We start from the raw sequence: 21221 nt of genomic DNA on the forward strand, positions 1-21221 counted from the left end.
GCCGGTATCCTTAAGGGTCAGGGCAACGCAACCAAACGCAACAGCTCGTCGATCACGTCATCTGCTGATTTGCCGGATCCTTGCGCCTCGAAGCTGAGGGTCACGCGATGGCGCAGCACATCATGGGCAATGGCACGGATATCGGCGGGGTCGACATAGTCGCGTTCGTTCATCCACGCGTGAGTGCGTCCGCATTTGTCCAACGCAAGAGAGGCGCGCGGGCTGGCGCCGATCTCGATCCAACTGGCCAATTCGGGGCTGAGTGCCTCGGGCGTGCGGGTGGCCTGCACGATATCGGCCATATAGCGATCCATTGCATCCGAAACGTGGATCTGTCCGATCTCGGAACGGGCATCAAAGATGGCATCCTGCGGGATCGCTGGCGGACGTTCTTTGGGGGCATCTTTGCCTGCGGCGATGTCCTCGCCACGTACGAGGCGGATGACCTCAACCTCATCCTCGACCGGAGGGTAGGTGATCTGCACATGCATCAGAAACCGGTCCATCTGCGCCTCGGGCAGAGGGTAGGTGCCCTCTTGCTCGATCGGGTTTTGGGTGGCCATGACGATGAACAGCGGCTCCATCTTGTGGGTGGTGCCGGACACGGTGACCTGCCGTTCTTCCATCGCCTCAAGCAGAGCGGCCTGAACCTTGGCGGGCGCACGGTTGATCTCGTCGGCGAGGACGATGTTGGCGAAGATCGGGCCGGGTTCGAATTTGAATTCGCTGCCTTTGTCCGTCTGTTGATAAATCTCGGTCCCTGTCACGTCCGAGGGCAGCAGGTCCGGCGTAAACTGAATGCGGCTGAACTGAGCATCCATGTTCTTGGCCATGGCCTTGACCGCGCGCGTTTTTGCCAGACCTGGTAGCCCTTCGATCAGCAGGTTGCCGTTGGCTAGAAGACCGATCAACAGGCGATCAATCACCTCGGTCTGTCCAATGATCGACTGCGCCATGCGGGATCTGAGATCCATGATCTGATTGAGTGCGCTCATAAAAATATCCCGTTCCGGCCCGAAAGGCAGGCCGTGCAGCCTAGTACCTGCAAAGGCCCGGATTCGGGATTTTCAAGTAATGAGAACATGTTATCAGCGCGGCACCGCGCAGACCAACAGGAATTCTGACTTCCTTATATTTGATTGTTTTTGCGCGGCGGCGAAACTAGCCGGAAACCGCGCCGTTGCTGTCATCCCCAAGCCTGCCATCCAGAGACATGAGGATCGCGACGGGCCTCAGCGCGGGGATGTGGCTGAAGACGATTAGGATACAGACCGTTAGGGGAACGCTCAGGAAGGCTCCGATCAAGCCCCATACGGTGGTCCAGAACATCAGGGCAAGGATGACCAGAAAAGTCGACATGTTCAGCGACCGGCCCAGCAACGCCGGATCGAGGAAATTGCCGATCAGGAACTGGATGGTGCCGCAGCCCAGGACCACCACCAGAAACGGCGCGATGCTTTCAAATTGAACCAGAGCGATCATCGCCGGGAAGATGACGGCAATGATCGACCCGATCGAGGGGATGAAGTTCAGCGCAAAGGTCAGCACCGCCCATGTCTCGGCATACTCAAGGCCCAGCAAGCGAAAAATGCTGTAGCTGATGCCAGCCGTGATTAGGCTGATCAGGGTTTTGACCCCGACATAACGTTGCAGACTGATCGAGATCGCATCCAGCATGGCCGCGAATTCTCGACCAGTTTGTGGGTTGCCGGCGGCCATCTGGATTTTCTTTCGAAACGCTAAACGCTCGGCCATCAGAAACGCAACATAGAGGCTGATCAGGAAGAACTGGTTTAACAGGGATGTCGCGCTGCCCAGCAGGATGCGGGCGACGTAGGACATGTCGATGCTGACCAGATTGTCCCGGATAAAGCGAGTAACGTCGCTGCCCACCAATCCGGCGACGCGGTTCACGGCATTGTCGAATTGCTCCTCATAGGTGCCGACGGTGCGGGCGAACTGGGTGGCCTGACTTCCGAGGATATACATGATCATGAACAAGCCAGCCAGAACGACGGTGACGCCGGCGATGTTGGCGAGCCAGACGGGGACACGCGTCAGGGCGGCGATCCGATCGCTCAGCGCGATGATCAGCACGTTGACCAGCAGCGCCATGGTCAGGGGGATCAGGAACGCGGCCCCGGCGTATAACCCCAAAACCACGAGGGTCGCGACAATACAGGTGTCACGCACCACGGGTAGTGTGGCGCGGGGGACTTCCTTGGTGGTGTTCGGGTCCAGAGGCATGTGCAAACCTGATTGAGGCAAGGTGCTTGATACGATCCTGCACAGGGCAAAGAGTTTATGCAATGCGCTCAATTATTTATATGATTGATTTTCCGCTTGGGTGACTTCTACCCGTAGGGTGCGCAGGGTAGAGTTCCCTATGTCCAGTGCTGCGAATCCCATATCAAGCCGATTGATAAAGGCGCTTTTCCTGGCCGTTCGACGCTTTGGCGAGAAGAACGGCTTTGTCATGAGCAGCCACGTCGCCATGTCGATGATGATGGCGCTATTTCCCTTTGTGCTGTTCACCGTGGCGCTGGCGGGCGCCTTGTCTCAGGGCTATGTGAACGACGAATTGATCGAGCTGATTTTCGGCGCTTGGCCACAAGATGTGGCTGAACCGATCGTCTCTGAGCTGCGCGCGGTGTTGCAGAACTCCAGCTCGGGCGTGATTACCATCGGTGGTCTGCTGGCGGTCTATTTCGCCTCAAACGGAGTCGCGGCGGTGCGGGCGGCAATGAATCAGGCCTATCACGATCAGGACAGCTGGCCGTTCTGGAAAACGCGGCTGCTGTGCATTGGTCTGGTCATTCTGGGTGGTGCTGCGATCCTGATCATCGCCGCGGTCGAGGTTGTGTTGCCTGTCTATACTCAGCTCGTTTCCGAGCATACGGATGTAGATGTCTCGAACTGGTTGTCGGTGGACCGGCTGCGATGGACCTTCACGATTGCGGTTCCGGCGGGTACGATCCTGCTGGCGCATCTGATCCTGCCGACAGGTCGCCATCGGGTGACGCAGATCTTGCCTGGCGTTGTTCTGACACTCGTTCTGCTGGGTGCAGGTGGGTGGGGGTTTTCCATCTATATCGGCCAGTTCGCCAGCTACAGCGCCACCTATGCCGGGTTGGCTGGGGCCATGGCGGCGCTGATTTTCCTGTATCTGTGCGCGGCGATCCTGATCCTCGGGGCTGAGTATAACGGCGCTCTGATGGATATACAGCGCGACGAAGAAAGCGCCCGGGCATGAGGTGGGTTTTGATCTTTGTTGCATTGGCCGGGGCCGCCAACGCGCAGTCCTATGTCGGTTCGGATCAATGCACTGACTGTCACGTGGACGAGGCCAAGGCCTGGGCAAACTCTCACCACGCGCTGGCCTGGACCGAGGTCGGGGCAGGGAAGATGGTTGCCGATTTTGATGGCACCGGCTTTGAGCATGACGGTATGTCGGTCCTGTTTGACCATAGCAGCGAGGTCCCAACCGCTCAGGTCACTGAAAAAGACGGTGTGATGACCGAATATGACGTCCACTCGGTCGTCGGCATAGAACCCTTGCAACAATACCTGATCGAAACCGATCCCGGTCGATTGCAGAGTTTCGACGTGGTCTGGGACGCGGAAAACGAACGCTGGTATCACCTCTATCCGGATCAGGATTTGCCGCCCGATGACGGGCTGCACTGGACCGGACCCTACAAGAACTGGAACGCCCGCTGCGCCGAATGCCACGCAACCGGCTTTGAAAAAAACTACGACGCGCAAACCCGCAGCTACCAGTCTCGCCAAGTTGAGATCGGCGTCGGGTGTGAGGCCTGCCACGGCCCCGGCTCGGCACATATCGATTGGGTCAATGGCCGTGTACTGCCTGAAGGGGTAGGTGAGGCCGGGTTCGCGGTGTCATGGGGCAAAGGTCAGACCGAGGCCGAAATCCAGCAATGCGCTGGCTGCCATTCCCGTCGCGAGGCGCATGAGCAGGGCAACCCTCTGCCCGGAACGCCCTATCACGACGCCTACAATCTGGCGCTTCTGCGACCGGGGGCCTATCACCCCGACGGACAGATTCTGGATGAGGTCTATGTTTACGGGTCCTTCCTGCAATCCAAGATGTACGCGCAGGGCGTGGGCTGCATGAACTGCCACGAACCCCATAGCGCAACGTTGAGGGCGGAGGGCAACGGAGTTTGCACGCAATGCCATTCTCCGGCGGGCAATCCGGATTTCCCAACTCTGGCGCGCAAGGACTATGACACCCCTGATCATCACCACCACCCCGAAGACAGCGCAGGCGCACAGTGCAAGACCTGCCACATGATCGAGCGTGTCTATATGGGCGTTGACGGTCGGCGAGATCACAGTTTCCGTGTGCCGCGCCCTGATTTGGGACTTGGGCAGGACGCCTGTACTGACTGCCACACCGACAAAGACCAGCCATGGGCCGCAACGCAAATCGAGGGCTGGTTTCCGGACTCACCCCATCGCGGCCCGCATTTCGGTTCGGTCTTCGCTCCGGTAATGGCGGGGCAGGCGGACAGTCCTGAAGGGCTACTGGCGATTGCCAACGATCCGTCTCAGGCCGGGATCGTGCGCGCAACAGCGGCGTATCTCCTGCAGCCCTTCGGCTCGCGTCAGGTGGCCGACGCCACGGCGGAGTTGCTGACGGATACCGACCCGCTGGTTCGGGCCAACGCTGTGACTTTGCAGCGCCAGGCCTCTCCCCGCGATCAGGTGCAGCGGTTGGAGCCGCTACTCTCAGACCCGCTGCGCAACGTTCGGATTTCGGCGGCGAAAGAGGTCCTGACAATCCCGCCCGAGGCAATGACCGAGGAACAGCGGATCTTGGCAGGGCAAGCCACTGCCGAGTGGCAAGGGGCAATCTCAAACCGTCTGGATTTCCCTGAAACCCATATGGTGCTGGGCGGAATGGCGCTGACTTTTCGCAACGCTCCAGCAGCCGAGCGTGCCTTTCGTGAGGTTGTGACCCTCGACCCGCAACGCGTCGAAGCCTGGCCGATGCTGGTGCAGCTGGCGCAGATCAATCGCGGGCCGCAAGCTGCGCGTGAGGTTTTGCAGGAAGGCTTGCAGCGCATTCCCAATGATCCGAACCTTCAAGAGCTGTCCCGGCAACTCGGGCCATAAGAACGGCATTTACGCGCCCGTTTCGCGCCATCATCCCGGCAGAATTCACCTTTAGACCTATGCCCGAGGGTGTCAGGCCATAAGGTCGTAAAAGGTGTCACATGTCGGAACATGTTTTGAAACATCCTGCCTCACGGGGCAGGCAGGTCTCATTGGATCAACGGATAGCGGAACTTCGGAACCGCAAGCCGGTTGACCTGAACCATGGTGAGGGGCTGATGCTGCAAGGCATTGCAGCCGCGTCGTTACGCGAACAGCGGCTGGCCGGTCAGATCGCGCTCGAGGACTAGGCGCCGCCTCGGAACCCTGTTGCAACCACGAACTTCTCGGAACTGTCCGAACGCGATGCAGGCGGTTTGACGTTTGCGACTTTTTCGAACTTTTGCTTGAGCAACTTTTGCAAATCGCCCTCGGCGCCACCAGCCAGAACCTTGGCCACAAAGGTGCCGCCGTCTTCCAATACATCAAAGGCAAAGTAAGCGGCGGTTTCGCACAAGGCCATGATCCGCAAATGGTCGGTCTGCTTGTGACCCGAGGACGCGGCAGCCATGTCCGACATGACAACGTCAGCTTTGCCGCCCAGCCACTCTTTGACCTTGAGGTCCGCGTCATCTTCCATGAAATCCAGCACATGGGCCGTCGCGCCTGCAACCGGTTCAACCTCTTGCAGGTCAACACCCAGAACATTGCCGATACGCTTGCCGCTTTTCTCGCCCAGTGCATTTACCCGTTTGACGGCGACCTGCAGCCAGCCACCGGGCGCACAACCCAAATCGACGACGCGCGCACCGGGGACCAGAAAACGGAACTTGTCATCCAGTTCGAGAATCTTGAACGCCGCTCGCCCGCGATACCCTTCGGCATTCGCACGCTTGACATAGGGGTCGTTCAACTGCCGCTCGAGCCACCGGGTCGAGCTGAGCTTGCGCCCCCGCGCTGTCTTCACCTTGACCTTCAGGTCGCGCTGTCCGCGGCCTGAGGTGTTTTTTCCACTCGGTGTCTTCGCCATCAAAACGGTCCGTCTTCCAATACGCCGTCCGCGCTCATCTGCGCATAAAGCAGTCCTTCACGCAGCCCCCGGTCCGCCACGGAAAGGCGGTCGGTGGGCCAGCAACGCAAAAGGGCCTGCAAAATGGCCGAGCCGGACATGATCAGAGCCTGCCGGTCATCCCCAATCCGAGGGTCCCGGCGTCGCCCGTGAGGGCCGAGTTCTAAATACCCACGTATGACTTTGTCAATCTGATCGCTGGTCATGCGCAAACCGTCCACCTTGGTCCGGTCATAGCGCTTCAGGCCCAAATGCGAGGCGGCTACGGTTGTCACCGTGCCGCTAGTGCCGACGATCTGAAATCCCGCTCGGGTCTGTTCGTCCTTGTAGGGGGCGAAATCGGCGAGGTTTTCCTCAAAAAACCAGCTCATCAACGCAAACCGGGCCGAGTCATCCTCAACGTCGTGAAACTGGTCGCGCAGGGTTGCGACGCCCAGCGGGACGCTGATCCAGTCGACAACCTTGGCGGCCGGGAAGGGGCTGTCGGCGGTATGAAAGCCGTTATGCAAACGCATGATCGCCGCGGGTCTATCGCGGCGCGGCACCGATGAGATGTCGATCCACACCAGCTCGGTCGAGCCGCCGCCGATATCCACGACCAGCAGTTGCTCGGTCTTGGTCGACACCAGAGGCGCGCAGGAGATAACGGCCAGGCGGGCCTCTTCCTCGGGCTGGATGATCTCAAGGTTCAGGCCGGTTTCACGCCGCACCTGCCGGATAAAATCGCGTGAGTTCTTGGCGCGCCGACAGGCCTCTGTTGCAACCAGACGCATCCGTTTGACCTTGTTGCGCTTCAGCTTTTGCTGGCAGATTCGCAGCGCCTGAACAGTGCGCGACATGGACGCCCGGGACAGGCGTCCCGTGCGTTCCAAACCCGCGCCCAACTGCACGGATTTGGAGAAACTGTCGACCACATGGAACCCGCTCCCCTTGGGTTGGGCTATCAACATGCGGCAGCTATTTGTCCCCAAATCCAACGCCGCATAGAGTGCATCTGGATCGGGTCTTGCCGGCGCGGGGCTTTCGACCGCCTTCGGGAACGCGCCCGCACCTTTGGGACGCTTGGGCGCCATTCGTAACGCCCTCCGATTTTCGAGTTAAGTTGACCCTAGGCGGGGTCTCGCCGACGCGCAAGTGATTTCAATTTTGAATTTAACGTGAGTGTCACACAGCGTTCATACTGAAATGCAATTCCCGTGCCGATCCCCATTTCGGGATTCTCTACAAGCTTACAGCCAGATACGGAGACTGCCATGAAAGATGAGCGCACCCTGTCCTTCGATGAATTTGATGAAGTCGTAAATCCGCGCCCCGAGGAATGTGAATTCGACCGTGTGGTCGAGCGCGCCTTGTCGCGACGTGGCTTTCTGGGGGGCGTTTTGGCCATGGGCAGCTTTACCGCAGTAGGCGGCTCGCTTCTGCCTACGGGTGCGCGCGCGTCAGCTGATCGGTTCTCGTTCGAGGCGATTCCGGTCTCAACTGCCGATGAGGTGGTCGTACCCGCAGGCTATAAGGCGGAAGTCATGGTGCGCTGGGGGGACCCGCTGTGGTCCGACGCGCCTGAATTCGATCCTGCGACCCGTGGCACCGCCGCCAGTCAGGAACGCGCCTTTGGCGACAATACCGACGGTCAGGATGTGTTCTTTCATGACGGCCATGTGCTGCTGGTTGTGAACAACGAATACACCAACCGTGACATCCTGTGGGGCAACAACCCGGATGCCAAGGCGGCCTCGGATGACGATGTTGCCAAGGGCATGATGGCCCATGGTGTGACTGTGGTCGAGATTGCCAACACCGACGGCGCATGGGGCATCGTCAAGGACAGCCCGTATAACCGCCGGATCACGCCGCAAACCGACATGACCATCACCGGGCCGGCTGCGGGCCATGACCTGATGAAAACCGCCGCTGATCCGACCGGCACGACCAGCAAAGGTACGTGGAACAACTGCGGCAACGGGATGACTCCGTGGGGCACCTATCTGGCCTGTGAAGAGAACTTCAATGGCTACTTCTCGGCCGAAGACGAAAACCACGAAGTCAGCGCCGAGTTGAAACGCTACGGTGTCTCCTCCAAGGATTGGGGTTATGGCTGGGCCAAGATCGACGAGCGTTTTGACGTCTCGAAGAACCCAAATGAACCAAACCGCGCCGGTTACGTGGTAGAAATCGACCCAACCGATCCGACCTCGACCCCGCGCAAGCTGACCGCTCTGGGCCGTTTCAAGCATGAGAACGCCGAATCTGTGGTCAATAATGACGGTCGGGTCGTTGTCTATATGGGTGATGATGAGCGGGGCGAGTTCTTGTATCGCTTCGTCTCGGACGGCGTTTATGCGGCAGGCGTCGATACCAACGCGCTGCTGGAAAACGGCACGCTGTCGGTTGCCAAGTTCAACGATGACGGTACCGGTGAATGGCTGGACCTGACGCCCGAGACAACCGGTTTGGCCTCGCAGGCTGAGGTCAGCATCCACACCCGTCAGGGCGCGTCTGCTGTGGGCGCGACTACCATGGACCGCCCCGAATGGGTTGCTGCCAACCCGAACGTGGCCGAGGTTTATTGCTGTCTGACCAACAACAAGAACCGGGGCGTCAAGCCGAATGCCGGTGGGGATGACACCTCGGTCAATGGTCCGAACCCGCGTGAGGCCAACAACTATGGCCAGATCGTACGCTGGCGTCCGGAAGGTGGCGATCACACCGCGTCCGGCTTTGCCTGGGATCTCTATGTGCTGGCGGGCAACCCGAATGTACATCAGGACACCTATGGCGGGTCGGACAACGTCAATGCCGAGAACATGTTCAACTCACCCGATGGTCTGAAGTTTGACAGCAACGGCCTGCTGTGGATCCAGACCGACGGCAACTATGGCAACGAAGGTGATTTCGAAGGTCAGGGCAACAACCAGATGCTGGCAGGTGACCCGGTCACCGGTGAAATCCGTCGCTTCCTGGTCGGCCCGAATGAGTGCGAGATCACCGGCCTCAGCTGGTCGCCGGATCGCCGCACCATGTTCGTGGGCGTCCAGCACCCCGGTGAGGACGGCAACAGCCACTGGCCCGAAGGCGGCGATGCCGTGCCACGTTCGGCCATCATCGCGGTCACGCGTGACGATGGTGGTTTGGTCGGCTAAGGCCGAAAACGCCCTTAAAAACAAGCCCCGGACGGTGTTACCGCCCGGGGTTTTTGCTTGTGTTGAGCCATCCTCATACAAGCGTTGAAAGTTTTGATATCTGGTTTTGTGTGAAACCCGGCTAAAACGACTGTACACCGTCATAGGCAAAAAGGTCGCTTGGAAGGCGCTGGGTGTCGAAAACCGACCTCCTTAGCCCAATATAGACGTTTAGAACCGCCCCATTGGTTAGGAGGAATCACAGCTATGCCTGACGTCACCATCGTGTACTGGCGCGACATTCCCGCTCAGGTCATCGTCGGCAAAGGCCGTCGTGGCGCAAAGCGGCAGTTGGAAGAACGGTTTGAACAGGCCATCGACCGCGCCGCCATGAAGGTGAATGCCAAGGACAGTGATGCCTACCTGGCCGAATGGCGTAAGGCCGAGCCTTTCGCGGTTGAGGGCGACCCGTCCGAGATTGCCGAAGCGCAGGCTGTGCGTCTGGAAACGGAATACGATCAGGACCGCATCAAGGCACTGATCGCGAATGACGGTTGGGCATGAGCCCGAAATCTATATGGGAGGCCGCAATGGCTTTGCTGAACTTCAAGAAACGTGATGCCGCCGAAAACGGCCCTGTAAATCCGACCGTCGAAGCCTTTCTGCAGGGCTACTCGATCGAGGTAATGCCGCGCACCGCCGAAAAGGTCGAAGATTTCCGCGCGTTGCTGCCCGAAGGCACCCGTGTCTACATCGCCCATATCGAGGGCACGCCGATCGAAGATATGGTGAAAACCGCCAAGCGCATCGCCGCCGAAGGTTACCCGGTCATGCCGCACTTCCCTGCGCGTATCATCAAGGATGCCGCGACGCTGGAGAACTGGATCTCGATGTATCAGGGCGAAGCGGGCGTTGATCAGGCGCTGCTGCTGGCTGGTGGCGTGGCCAAGCCGTACGGTGATTTCGACAGCTCGATGCAACTGTTGGAGTCTGGCCTGTTCGACAAAGCCGGTTTCAAGCGCCTGCACGTTGCCGGTCACCCCGAGGGTAACAAGGACATTGACCCGGACGGCTCGACCAAGAACGTAGACGACGCGCTGCGCTGGAAACAGAAATTCAGCGAAACCACCGACGCCGAGATGGCGCTGGCCACTCAGTTTGCGTTCGACGCAAAACCGATCATCGAATGGGCGAACGGGCTGAAAGAGGCGGGGATCGACATCCCGGTTCATATCGGTATCGCAGGCCCTGCCAAGTTGCAGACCCTAATCAAGTTCGCCATCGCCTGTGGTGTTGGCCCATCACTGAAAGTTCTGCAAAAACGCGCCATGGATGTCTCCAAGCTGCTGCTGCCTTACGAGCCGAACGATGTGATCACCGAGCTGGCCGAATACAAAGCGGCAAACCCGGATTTCAACATCACCAATGTACACTTCTTCCCCCTTGGCGGCATCAAGACCAACGCCAACTGGGCCATCAACAACGGCGGCGCTTCGGCGAAGCCGGCCAACGCTTAAGGAACGGACATGACCCGTACAGTCGTAGAATCAAAAACAAAAACCGCCGTTCTGGGCTTTGACGAACCGTTCTGCGTGATTGGTGAGCGGATCAACCCAACGGGCCGCAAGAAACTGGCTGCTGAACTGGAGGCGGGCGACTTCTCGACCGTCGAAAAAGACGCGCTGGCGCAGGTCGCTGCAGGCGCGACCGTTCTGGATATCAACGCAGGCGTCGTCTATAATTCGAACCCTAACCCGAACGAGACCGAGCCGCCGCTGATGCGCCAGATCGTAGAGCTGGTTCAGGGTCTGGTTGACGTCCCACTCTGCATCGACTCGTCGGTTCCTGGCGCGCTGGAGGCCGGTCTTGAGGCGGCTGAAGGCCGTCCGCTGCTGAACTCGGTCACCGGCGAAGAAGAGCGTCTGGAGCTGGTTCTGCCGCTGGTCAAGAAATACAACGTTCCGGTTGTTGCGATCTCGAACGACGACACCGGCATCTCGGAAGACCCCGATGTACGGTTCGACGTGGCCAAGAAGATCGTTGAGCGTGCCGCTGATTTCGGCATCCCGGCGCATGACATCGTTGTTGACCCGCTGGTTATGCCGATCGGTGCGATGGCAACCGCTGGCCAGCAGGTCTTCGCTCTGGTCCGCCGTCTGCGTGAGGAACTGGGTGTGAACACCACGTGTGGTGCGTCCAACATCTCGTTCGGTCTGCCGAACCGTCACGGCATCAACAACGCCTTCCTGCCGATGGCGATGGGTGCTGGCATGACCTCTGCGATCATGAACCCGGTTGCTCTGCCGACGACGCAGAAGAAAATCGCCGAGAAGAAAGAGGCCGTTGCCGCAGCTGGTATCATCCTGCCCGAAGGCATGGATGATGAGGCCTTCGTCCAAATGTTCGGTCTCGGCTCGACCCAGCCACGTGCCGGCAAGGAGATGGAGGCTATCCGCGCCGCCAACCTGCTGACCAACAACGACCCTCACGGCGGCGCATGGATCAAGTTCAACAAATCGCCTGAAGAAGCGGCTGCGGCCGGTGGAGCAGGCGGTCGTCGCGGCGGTGGCCGTCGTCGTCGTGCTTGATTTTCTGCGCTATCAGATCAAAGGCCGGGCCCTGCGCCCGGCCTTTTTCGTTTGACCCTGATCAATGCAGCAAGCGTAATATTGTAGAGACTGAGGCGGTCCTTTCCGCAACGATCAGGTGCTTTCATGTCCAAACATCACCCACCAAAACTGGCCGACGCAGACCTGAGTGAGAAGTTGGGCAAGAAGGACTATTTCGACAAGCTGATTGATCTGCAGGCGAAACTGGCGCGTATTCAGCAAGCTTTTCTCTTCCATGGAACCAAGGGCGTAATCGTCTTTGAAGGTTGGGATGCCGCTGGCAAAGGTGGCACGATCCGTCGTATCAGCCAGGCGCTCGATCCGCGCAGCTTCAAAGTCTGGCCGATCGGCGCGCCGCGCAACTACTATCTCAACCGCCACTATCTGCTGCGGTTTTGGGAACGTTTGCCGCCCGAAGGTGCAATCTCGGCCTTTGACCGCAGTTGGTACGGGCGTGTTCTGGTGGAACGGATCGAGAAGTTCACGCCAGAGAAACGGTGGCGCGCGGGATATCGAGAGATCAACGATTTCGAGCGCATGCTTGTTGATGACGGCACCCGGATCGTAAAGCTGTTCTTTCATATCTCACAAGACGAACAGATGGCGCGTTTCACAGAACGCCTGCGCAACCCATTGAAGCGCTGGAAGCTGACTTATGAGGATTTCCGCAATCGCGAGCGTTGGGACGAGGCCGGGATCGCCGTCGATGAGATGCTGGCGCGTACATCAACGGAGATTGCACCGTGGCACGTTATTCCGGCTAACAACAAAAAATCTGCGAGAATCAAGGCAATGCAGACCATAGTTGACGCATTCTCAAAGGACATAGATCTAAACCCACAGCATTTGGACAAACGGACTTTGGACGCAGCATGCGAGGCTTTGGATGTTGACCAATCATTGATCGACTCTCTGCGGGCGCGGACGGAGTAATCCATAAACCTCACCGAAAGGCGCTTGCAGTTCCTCAGGTGGCGATGGTATCTCAAATCTCGCGGCGGGTATGATGTAATGGTAGCCTGTCAGCTTCCCAAGCTGAACGCGCGGGTTCGATTCCCGCTACCCGCTCCAACTTCAATGTCTATTGTGAACGGCGCGCTTGCAGCAGGTTGATAACGGCCGGGACTCGCGTTCCTTCCGAAGTGAGGTACTCCTCGAACTGAAGCGCAACAGTATCGACGATCGCGCGCACATCCTCTTCGGTGCCGTTGAAATGCGCGACCACACGCGCAGCAGGTCCCACACGGGTGCAGAGCAGGGCTGCGTCTTCGACCGATAGTGGTCCGTTTAGCACCAGCGAAACCGTCGTGACCTGAACATCAACCAGCCCCGCATCGCGCATCAGACCAGCGATTCTGTCCTTGTCATGGAAGGCGAGCGGCCCAGGGGCATTGCGGTCAACTTTAGGCGGCTGACCCAGCCGCGCTGTGGCAGCGATATGCGGGGTTTTGAACCAAGGGTTGTCAGACAGACCGCCCCAAGCGGCAAAGGTCATCTGTGCACCGGTCTTCAGGGCGCGAGCCATGTTGGCGAAGGCGACGGTCGGGTCGGCAAAGAACATGACGCCGAACCTTGAGATCATCGCGTCAATATCGCCCCGCGAAAGCTCTGTGGTCTGAGCGTCGGCGTATTGAAACGAAAGGTTGCCCAGACCAGCATTGCTGGCCCTCTGGCGCGCGCGCTCTAGAAACTGTTCCGATATGTCGATTCCGCGCACCGCACCCTCAGCCCCAACAAGCTGGGCAGCGGCCAGCGCGGATGCGCCAGTGCCACAGCCAATATCAAGAATCCGCATGCCCCGTGACAGGCCAGATCGTTTTAGGACCAGTTCCAGGACGGGCTGAAACAAGGTGTCCAGCTGATCTTCATAGGTCAGCCAGCGGACACCCATTTCAGACTTGCCCCAGAACTCTTCCTGATCACCGTTGATGTTCAGCATGGCAGCCCCCTTTTGAGGGGAACTATGACCTCCGGCGGCGGCGGCGGCCAGTCTTTTCCTCATCGCCGCCACCGGTGTTAAAGGACGGTGCGGGCAGGGTGACGACCTGTGCGAGTTCCGGGAATGGGTCCGTTTTGTGCGGGATCGCGTTGGCGGCAACGAAGTGGTCCTGGAACTTCGGCTCGATGGCGGTTTCGATCTTGGTGATCTCGCGGACGACACGCTCGATCTCGGCGCGCGAGCCGATGTTGCACAGTGCAATCCGGGCGCCGGTACCAGCCGCGTTGCCCGCGCTAGAGACCTTATCGAGCGGTGCATCCGGGATCATGCCCAGAACCATCGCGTGTTTGGTCGAGATATGTGCGCCAAAGGCCCCGGCCAGAACCACGCGATCCACGCGGTCGACCTCCATCTCGTCCATCAATAGGCGCGCACCGGCATAAAGCGCCGATTTCGCCAGCTGGATGGCCCGGATATCACCTTGGGTGACGGTGATCCGAGGGCCACCTTCCGCGCTGGAATCATGGATCAGATAGGCGTGTGTGCGCCCTTCAGGAACGCAGCGTGGCGTGCCGGTTTGCTCGGCCGATCCGATCAGGCCGCTTTCGTCCAAAAGGCCGGCGATGCGCATTTCGGCCACCGCCTCGATGATGCCCGAGCCGCAGATGCCGGTGATGCCGGTGGTTGCGATGTCCTGATCAAAGCCGTCCTCATCGGACCATTTCTCGGACCCGATCACGCGGAAGCGGGGCTCCTTCGTAACAGGGTCAATCTCGATCCGCTCAATCGCGCCGGGCGCGGCGCGTTGGCCTGAACTGATCTGCGCGCCTTCAAACGCAGGCCCCGTAGGAGACGAGCAGGCCAGAACGCGGCTGGTATTGCCGAGCAGGATCTCGGCATTGGTGCCCACGTCCACGATCAGCACCAGATCTTCGGACTTGCCGGGCTCTTCCGACAAGGCAACGGCAGCGCAGTCGGCACCCACGTGACCGGCGATACAGGGCAGGATGTAGATCTGCGCGCGCGGGTTCATCGTGGTCAGGTCCATCTCACGCGCGGGCAGGGACATGCTTTCCGAAGTCGCCAGCGCAAACGGAGCTTGCCCCAGTTCGACCGGGTCCAGACCCAGCAGCAAGTGGTGCATGACCGGGTTACAAACAAATACCGTCTCAACGATCAGGCTGGCGTCAATTCCGGCTTCTTCCGCGATCGAGGTGGTCAGATCATTGATCGCCTCGCGCACGGCCTTGGTCATCTCCTGATCGCCGCCGGGGTTCATCATGGCGTAGGAGACGCGGCTCATGAGGTCTTCGCCGAAGCGGATCTGAGGGTTCATCAGGCCCGAGGATGCCTTGACCTCACCTGTCTCCAGATCGGTCAGGTGCGCCGCAACCGTGGTCGAGCCAAGGTCGATGGCGAGACCATAAAGCCCGCTTTCGTGCAGGCCGGGCCAGATTTCGATGATGCGGGCCACCGGGTCCTTATGACCTTTGTGAACGGCGACAGTGACTTCCCATTTGCCTTTGCGCAGAACCGGTTGCAGCTTCGACATCAGGGACAGATCGGCGGTGACGGCCTCGATCTTCCACTGCTCGCGCAGGGCACGTTCCAGACGCTCCAGATCGCCGGTGGGCGAGTGCATATCGGGTTCCTCGACTACGACGAAATATAGCCGCGTGGCCGGGTCCATGGTGATGGCGCGCGCAGCTGCGGCCTTGCGGACAACCTGACGGTGAACCTGACTTTCGGGCGGCACGTCGATCACAACATCACCCTGAACCGAGGCCTGACAGCCCAAACGACGACCGGGTTTCAGGCCACGTTTGTCGTCATAGCGCTGCTCGACCGCGTTCCATTCGCTCAGCGCGTCTTCCGAGACCGTCACGCCGTGCTTGGGGAACTCGCCGTAGCTAGGCGTGATCTGACATTTCGAGCAGATGCCGCGCCCCCCGCAAACCGAATCCAGATCGACGCCAAGCTGTCGGGCGGCGGTCAGAATCGGGGTGCCAACGGGAAAGTGCCCGCGTTTGCCCGAGGGGGTAAAGACGACAAGGGGGTCGGTGGTCATGGTCGGCCTGCCTTTAAAGTGTTCGCGCGTATGCCGGGGAAGATATGAGTTTATTCACAAAGGGAAAGCCCTGACAGCGGCACGTTTTGTACAACGAGCGTCGTTTTGTGACCTGCTATTCCTACCCAAGGACAAACAACTTGGGTTCTGGGGCTTTTCCTTCGGGTCAATCCATGCAATAGGGTCACCGCCAAACGGGCTTTTGCATGGGGTTTGATGATGCAGATTCGTGAGGCACTTACCTTTGACGACGTACTTCTTGTTCCGGGCGCATCTTCGGTGCTGCCTGCAACGGCAGATACGACGACGCGTGTGACGCGCCAGATTTCCATGAACATCCCGCTGCTCAGCTCGGCCATGGATACGGTGACCGAGGCGCGTATGGCCATCGCCATGGCGCAGGCCGGTGGGATCGGTGTGATCCACAAGAACCTCTCGGTCGAGGAACAGGCCCGCGAGGTACGCCGGGTGAAGCGGTTCGAATCGGGCATAGTCTACAACCCAGTGACGCTGCGCGCCGATCAGACGCTAGCAGACGCGCAGGCGTTGGTGCTGCGCTACAACTTCACCGGCTTTCCGGTCGTGGATGAGCAGGGCCGCGTTGTCGGCATCGTGACCAACCGGGACATGCGCTTTGCCACGTCGGATGACACGCCGATCAAGGCCATGATGACCTCGGACAATCTGGCGATGCTGCAGGAGCCCGCCGATCTGGAAGAGGCCAAATCCCTGATGCGCGCCCGCCGGATCGAAAAACTGCTGGTCGTTGATGGTGAGGGCAAGCTGACCGGTCTGTTGACCCTGAAAGACACGGAACAAGCCGTTCTGAACCCGACAGCCTGCAAGGACCACCTGGGACGCCTGCGCGTTGCCGCCGCGACCTCGGTCGGGGATGCGGGGTTTGAGCGTTCGGAACTGTTGGTCGACTCGGGTGTCGACATCATCGTCGTCGATACCGCGCATGGCCATTCCGAAGGTGTTCTGGAGGCGGTCAAGCGCGCTAAAACGCTGTCGAACGAGGTCCAGATCATTGCAGGTAACGTCGCCACCGCGGATGCGACCAAAGCGCTGATTGACGCGGGTGCGGATGCGATCAAGGTTGGTATCGGGCCGGGCTCGATCTGTACCACTCGGATGGTGGCCGGTGTCGGGGTGCCTCAGCTGACGGCGATCATGGACTGCGCCTCAGCCGCCGGAGATGTGCCGGTGATTGCCGATGGTGGTATCAAGTTCTCGGGCGATTTCGCCAAGGCCATCGCGGCGGGTGCGTCATGCGCCATGGTCGGTTCGATGATCGCGGGTACGGATGAAAGCCCGGGTGAGGTGATCTTGTATCAGGGCCGTTCGTTCAAATCCTATCGTGGCATGGGCAGCTTGGGTGCAATGGCGCGCGGCTCGGCGGATCGCTATTTCCAGAAGGATGCCGCCAATGACAAGCTGGTGCCTGAAGGGATCGAAGGGCAGGTGCCCTATAAAGGCTCTGCTGGAGCGGTTGTTCACCAGCTGGTCGGCGGTCTGCGCGCGGCCATGGGCTATACCGGCTGTGCCACAGTCGAAGAGATGCGCAAGAACTGCAATTTCGTCAAAATCACCGGGGCGGGTCTGAAAGAAAGCCACGTGCATGACGTGCAGATCACGCGCGAAAGCCCGAACTACCGGATCATGTGATCTGGTGATCTGTTGCAGGCGGCGCCCCGACGCGGGCGCCGTTTTGCGTTCCTGGAAAACCCGACGGAGGGAAAGATGACCCCGGCAGCCCGTGTTCAGGCCTCAATCGAGATCCTTGACCAGATTCTGGACGGCGCGCCCGTTGAAAAAGCCCTGACTGGGTGGGCGCGGCGCAGCCGGTTCGCGGGTTCCAAGGATCGCGCAGCGGTGCGGGATCACGTTTTTACGGTCTTGCGCTGCAAACGGTCCTTTGCGGCGCTTGGAGGGGCTGAAACGGGTCGCGGCCTGATGATCGGAGCGATGCGTGCTGCGGGCCAGGCGCCTGACACTCTCTTCACCGGCGAACGCCACGCGCCTGCGCCAATTGAAGCCTCTGAGCAGGGTCGGGATTTCCTGTCACTGGCCGAGCAGTTTGATATTCCAGACTGGCTCTGGCCCCGGTTTTCGGCGTCTTTGGGGGATGCAGCCAAGGAGGCCGCGGCGGCGCTGCAAAACCGCGCTCCGGTGCATCTGCGGGTCAATTTGCGCAAGACAGACGTGGAAGGCGCGGCCCGTGCTTTGGCGGCTGACGGGGTTCAAGCTGAACTCCATCCCGCCTGCGAGACGGCTCTGACCGTCGTTGAGGGCGCACGCAAGGTGGCGCAAAGCCGGGCTTATCTAGACGGTCTGGTCGAGCTACAGGATGCAGCCAGTCAGGCGGTTGTGGCGGCTTTACCGCTCAAACCCGGTCTGCGCGTTCTTGATTATTGTGCCGGCGGTGGTGGGAAATCGCTGGCCCTTGCGGCTCATCAAGGAGTCGAGGTGTTTGCGCATGACATCAACCCGAAGCGCATGCAGGACCTGCCGAACCGCGCTGGCCGCGCGGGCGTAAGAGTAACCTGCGTTGAGACCGCGGAACTAGCCGGTTTCGCGCCCTTTGACATCGTACTGGTCGATGCACCTTGCTCGGGCAGTGGCTCTTGGAGGCGCGCTCCGGCCGGAAAATGGTCCCTGACCGAAGAGCGTTTGATCGAATTGACCAAGCTGCAACGTGCGATTCTGGGTGAGGTCGCGCCACTGGTTCATCCCGAGGGCCTTCTCGCGTATGCTACCTGTTCGATGCTTCAGGACGAAAACGCGCGGGTTGTCGAAAGCTTTGTGTCGGAGAACCCCGAATGGACGGCGACGCTGCAACGGAATTGGCGTGTCACGGATGGCGTTGACGGGTTTTTCACTGCGCATCTGACAAAGTAGCCACGCAAAACAACCTAAGGTAGTTTTCGTAGCCCCTTAACTCTGTTAAGCGGGCATTAACTATTTTGGATCGTTATTGCTCTCAAAAAAGCTACCCGGGTCGTCCATGTCCGATTCTACATATCCGTTCTTCGGTTCCCGCTCGCGTAGAACGCCGTCAGCTGCGCGTGTTTTGGCGTTGGTTGGACTGGCCGGTCTTTTATACGTGGCGCCATATACGGGCCGGGTGCCTGCGGACTGGACGCAGGGCATGATCGTCGTAGGAGTCTCGGTCCTGTTTGCGACTCTCTGGATTCTGATCGGGGGCCTCTTTGCCGACAAAGCTGCTCATCAAACCCTTGACGTGCTGGCTGCTTTTGTAGATCACGACGATTGCGCAAGCGTTATTGCCGATGAAGAGGGCACTGTTCTGGTCGCCAATCCAATTGCGCGCCAACAGTTAAAAGCCGGCCCGGAGGCAACGCTGCCCGAGGCTCTGCGCTCGGTCTTCGCCAACCCGTCGAGCCTTCTACTGAGGTTGCAGACACTGGCCCAAGCAAATGGCTCAGCGGATGAGGACATCATCACAGTTGGCGAGAATATCCCGGTTTCGGTTGTTCGATTGGGAGACCATATGTTCTGCTGGCGGTTCAAACTTGGTCGCCAAGGGCAGTGGGATAAAATCGCCCTTCCCGTACTGACCATCGGTCGGGGTGGGCGATTATTAAACCTCAATACCGCCGCAAGGGCCTTTTTTAGCACGGTACCGGGTTCGATTGACAATATCTTTCCGAACGGATTGCCCCATGATGGTCAGATCTGCTCGGTCCCTGCTTTTGAGGGGGAAAGACGCGTCGCGGTCACTGGCGTATCGGCGTCGGGGGCGGAACGGCACCTTGTTTTGATGCCGGTTTCTCAGCCTGTCCAACCCGAGCATGGATCCTCACTTGCCGAACTGCCCGTCCCGATCATTTGCATGACGCCCGAGGGGACCATACTGGAGGCAAACCAGATGGCGCTGGCGCTATTGGGTGATCTTTGCCTGAATGAGACCAATATTGACCAAATCCTGCAGGGGTTGAGCCACCCGATACTGGAATGGCTGGCCCAAACGGCATCGGGCGAGGATGTCGCCCGGTCGGAATTCCAGCGACTGACGCGCGATGATAAAGAGTTGTTCGTGCAGGTCACTCTGGACCGGGTTCAGATCGACGGGAAAACCCACCTTGTCGCGGTCTTGAACGACGCAACCGAGCTGAAAACGCTCGAAGCGCAGTTTGTTCAGGGCCAGAAAATGCAGGCTGTCGGTCAGCTGGCCGGTGGGGTTGCGCATGATTTCAACAACCTTTTGACCGCGATTTCAGGTCATTGCGACCTGCTGCTGCTGCGCCATGATCAAAACGACCCCAACTACGGTGACCTCGTTCAGATCAATCAGAATGCCAACCGCGCGGCGGCTCTGGTCAGCCAGCTTCTGGCCTTTTCGCGCAAACAGACCTTACAGCCCGAGGTCCTGGACGTGCGCGACACCATCTCGGACCTCATCCATCTGTTGAACCGGTTGGTCGGTGAGAAAGTACAACTGACCCTCAGCCATGATCCTGTCCTCAAGCCCGTGCGTGCAGACAAACGGCAGTTGGAGCAGGTGTTGATGAACCTCGTCGTCAATGCGCGCGATGCGATGCCCGAGGGCGGTGAGATTCGCATCGAAACCGAGGTGCTGAGCCTGATGGAGCCTTTGCGCCGCGACCGCGCCACAGTTCCGCCTGGTGATTACATGACCGTCAAGGTGATCGACAGCGGCGTTGGTATTCCCGCCGACAAGCTGCAAAAAGTGTTCGAGCCGTTCTACACCACCAAACGCACGGGCGAGGGCACCGGGCTTGGCCTTTCCACCGTTTACGGGATCGTCAAACAGACGGGCGGATTCATCTTTGTCGACAGCGCTGTCGGTCGCGGTACCGAGTTTTCGCTGCTCCTGCCGGTTTCTGTCGAAGCGAAACCCATCGAGGTTCAGCCCGAAGATGTTCCAGACTCCAAAACCGCGCGTCAGGGCGAGGGCGTGGTGCTACTGGTCGAAGACGAAGCGCCGGTACGCGCCTTCGCAACCCGCGCGTTGCGCCTGAAAGGCTATACGGTGCTCGAGGCCGAATCCGCCGAGGACGCCCTGACCTTGCTGGAAGATTCCGACCTGAACGTGGACGTTTTCGTAACGGATGTGGTCATGCCCGGAATGGACGGCCCCACCTGGGTTGCCAAGGCCATGGATACGCGGCCCGATGTCCGGGTCGTGTTCGTCTCGGGCTATACCGAGGGCGCGTTTGGCGACTCGGGTCCTCAGGTTCCTAATTCGACCTTTTTGCCAAAGCCCTTCTCTTTGACACAGTTGACCGAGGCCGTTTTCCAGCAGATGAACTGA

The 21221-nt window shown here is 59.5% G+C and carries 17 protein-coding genes and 1 tRNA gene; 12 read left to right on the forward strand and 6 right to left on the reverse strand.

All coding sequences use genetic code 11. The annotated features are described in order from the left end of the window. Positions 1-17: 17 nt before the first annotated feature. On the reverse strand, positions 18-995 hold the full coding sequence (locus ACR0J4_RS00565; RefSeq protein ID WP_170641528.1) for an AAA family ATPase: 978 nt from the start codon (positions 993-995) through the stop codon (positions 18-20). 166 nt (positions 996-1161) lie between these two features. Next, positions 1162-2247 (reverse strand): AI-2E family transporter, encoded by a 1086-nt coding sequence (locus ACR0J4_RS00570; RefSeq protein ID WP_170641530.1) that lies wholly within the window; start codon positions 2245-2247, stop codon positions 1162-1164. 139 nt (positions 2248-2386) lie between these two features. Between ACR0J4_RS00570 and ACR0J4_RS00575 the strand changes: the two genes are divergently transcribed. The 3 genes from ACR0J4_RS00575 to ACR0J4_RS00585 all read left to right on the forward strand — a co-directional run bounded on the left by ACR0J4_RS00575 (position 2387) and on the right by ACR0J4_RS00585 (position 5429). Next, positions 2387-3253 (forward strand): YihY/virulence factor BrkB family protein, encoded by an 867-nt coding sequence (locus ACR0J4_RS00575; protein WP_170641532.1) that lies wholly within the window; start codon positions 2387-2389, stop codon positions 3251-3253. Then, on the forward strand, positions 3250-5139 hold the full coding sequence (locus tag ACR0J4_RS00580) for a cytochrome c3 family protein (protein ID WP_170641534.1): 1890 nt from the start codon (positions 3250-3252) through the stop codon (positions 5137-5139). The genes ACR0J4_RS00575 and ACR0J4_RS00580 overlap by 4 nt, the downstream gene beginning before the upstream one ends. Before the next feature lie 152 nt (positions 5140-5291). After that, the gene (locus ACR0J4_RS00585; RefSeq protein ID WP_170641536.1) at positions 5292-5429 is read left to right on the forward strand and encodes a hypothetical protein; all 138 of its coding nucleotides are present in this window, start codon (positions 5292-5294) and stop codon (positions 5427-5429) included. Here ACR0J4_RS00585 and ACR0J4_RS00590 read toward each other — a convergent pair. Both ACR0J4_RS00590 and ACR0J4_RS00595 read right to left on the reverse strand, forming a co-directional pair. Beyond that, entirely contained in the window at positions 5426-6148 is a 723-nt protein-coding gene (locus tag ACR0J4_RS00590) for an RlmE family RNA methyltransferase (RefSeq protein ID WP_170641538.1), read from the reverse strand. The genes ACR0J4_RS00585 and ACR0J4_RS00590 overlap by 4 nt on opposite strands. Continuing rightward, the gene (locus tag ACR0J4_RS00595) at positions 6148-7260 is read right to left on the reverse strand and encodes a Ppx/GppA phosphatase family protein (protein ID WP_170373666.1); all 1113 of its coding nucleotides are present in this window, start codon (positions 7258-7260) and stop codon (positions 6148-6150) included. Before ACR0J4_RS00595 ends, ACR0J4_RS00590 begins: the two co-directional genes overlap by 1 nt. A gap of 180 nt (positions 7261-7440) precedes the next feature. Here ACR0J4_RS00595 and ACR0J4_RS00600 point away from each other — a divergent pair, with 180 nt between their 5' ends. From ACR0J4_RS00600 to ACR0J4_RS00625, 6 genes are all read left to right on the forward strand, one after another. Beyond that, positions 7441-9327 (forward strand): PhoX family protein, encoded by a 1887-nt coding sequence (locus ACR0J4_RS00600; protein ID WP_170641540.1) that lies wholly within the window; start codon positions 7441-7443, stop codon positions 9325-9327. A gap of 246 nt (positions 9328-9573) precedes the next feature. Then, on the forward strand, positions 9574-9870 hold the full coding sequence (locus tag ACR0J4_RS00605) for a virulence factor (protein WP_170373668.1): 297 nt from the start codon (positions 9574-9576) through the stop codon (positions 9868-9870). 26 nt (positions 9871-9896) lie between these two features. Then, complete coding sequence (locus ACR0J4_RS00610) at positions 9897-10823, forward strand: methylenetetrahydrofolate reductase (RefSeq protein ID WP_170641542.1); 927 nt, start codon at positions 9897-9899, stop codon at positions 10821-10823. A 9-nt stretch (positions 10824-10832) separates the two neighbouring features. Beyond that, entirely contained in the window at positions 10833-11894 is a 1062-nt protein-coding gene (locus ACR0J4_RS00615) for a methyltetrahydrofolate cobalamin methyltransferase (RefSeq protein ID WP_170373670.1), read from the forward strand. Positions 11895-12020: 126 nt separating this feature from the next. Next, positions 12021-12848, forward strand: a complete 828-nt coding sequence (locus tag ACR0J4_RS00620; protein ID WP_170641544.1) for a polyphosphate kinase — start codon at positions 12021-12023, stop codon at positions 12846-12848. Positions 12849-12912: 64 nt separating this feature from the next. Beyond that, a tRNA-Gly gene (locus ACR0J4_RS00625) sits at positions 12913-12986 on the forward strand. 10 nt (positions 12987-12996) lie between these two features. On the opposite strand, the gene ACR0J4_RS00630 is transcribed toward ACR0J4_RS00625, so the two are convergent. Together ACR0J4_RS00630 and ACR0J4_RS00635 are read right to left on the reverse strand one after the other, a co-directional pair. Beyond that, entirely contained in the window at positions 12997-13854 is an 858-nt protein-coding gene (locus tag ACR0J4_RS00630) for a class I SAM-dependent methyltransferase (protein WP_170641546.1), read from the reverse strand. A gap of 22 nt (positions 13855-13876) precedes the next feature. Further along, positions 13877-15922, reverse strand: coding sequence for an ASKHA domain-containing protein (locus tag ACR0J4_RS00635; RefSeq protein ID WP_170641549.1), 2046 nt, complete (start codon positions 15920-15922; stop codon positions 13877-13879). 219 nt (positions 15923-16141) lie between these two features. On the opposite strand from ACR0J4_RS00635, the gene guaB reads away from it, so the two are divergent. From guaB to ACR0J4_RS00650, 3 genes are all read left to right on the forward strand, one after another. After that, positions 16142-17590: an IMP dehydrogenase gene (gene guaB, locus ACR0J4_RS00640; protein WP_170641984.1), complete on the forward strand. Its 1449-nt coding sequence runs from the start codon at positions 16142-16144 to the stop codon at positions 17588-17590. Between the two features lie 75 nt (positions 17591-17665). Then, positions 17666-18823, forward strand: a complete 1158-nt coding sequence (locus tag ACR0J4_RS00645; RefSeq protein ID WP_480668270.1) for an RsmB/NOP family class I SAM-dependent RNA methyltransferase — start codon at positions 17666-17668, stop codon at positions 18821-18823. A 106-nt stretch (positions 18824-18929) separates the two neighbouring features. Further along, positions 18930-21221: a hybrid sensor histidine kinase/response regulator gene (locus ACR0J4_RS00650; RefSeq protein WP_170641552.1), complete on the forward strand. Its 2292-nt coding sequence runs from the start codon at positions 18930-18932 to the stop codon at positions 21219-21221.

The organism is Ruegeria sp. B10 (assembly GCF_056539825.1).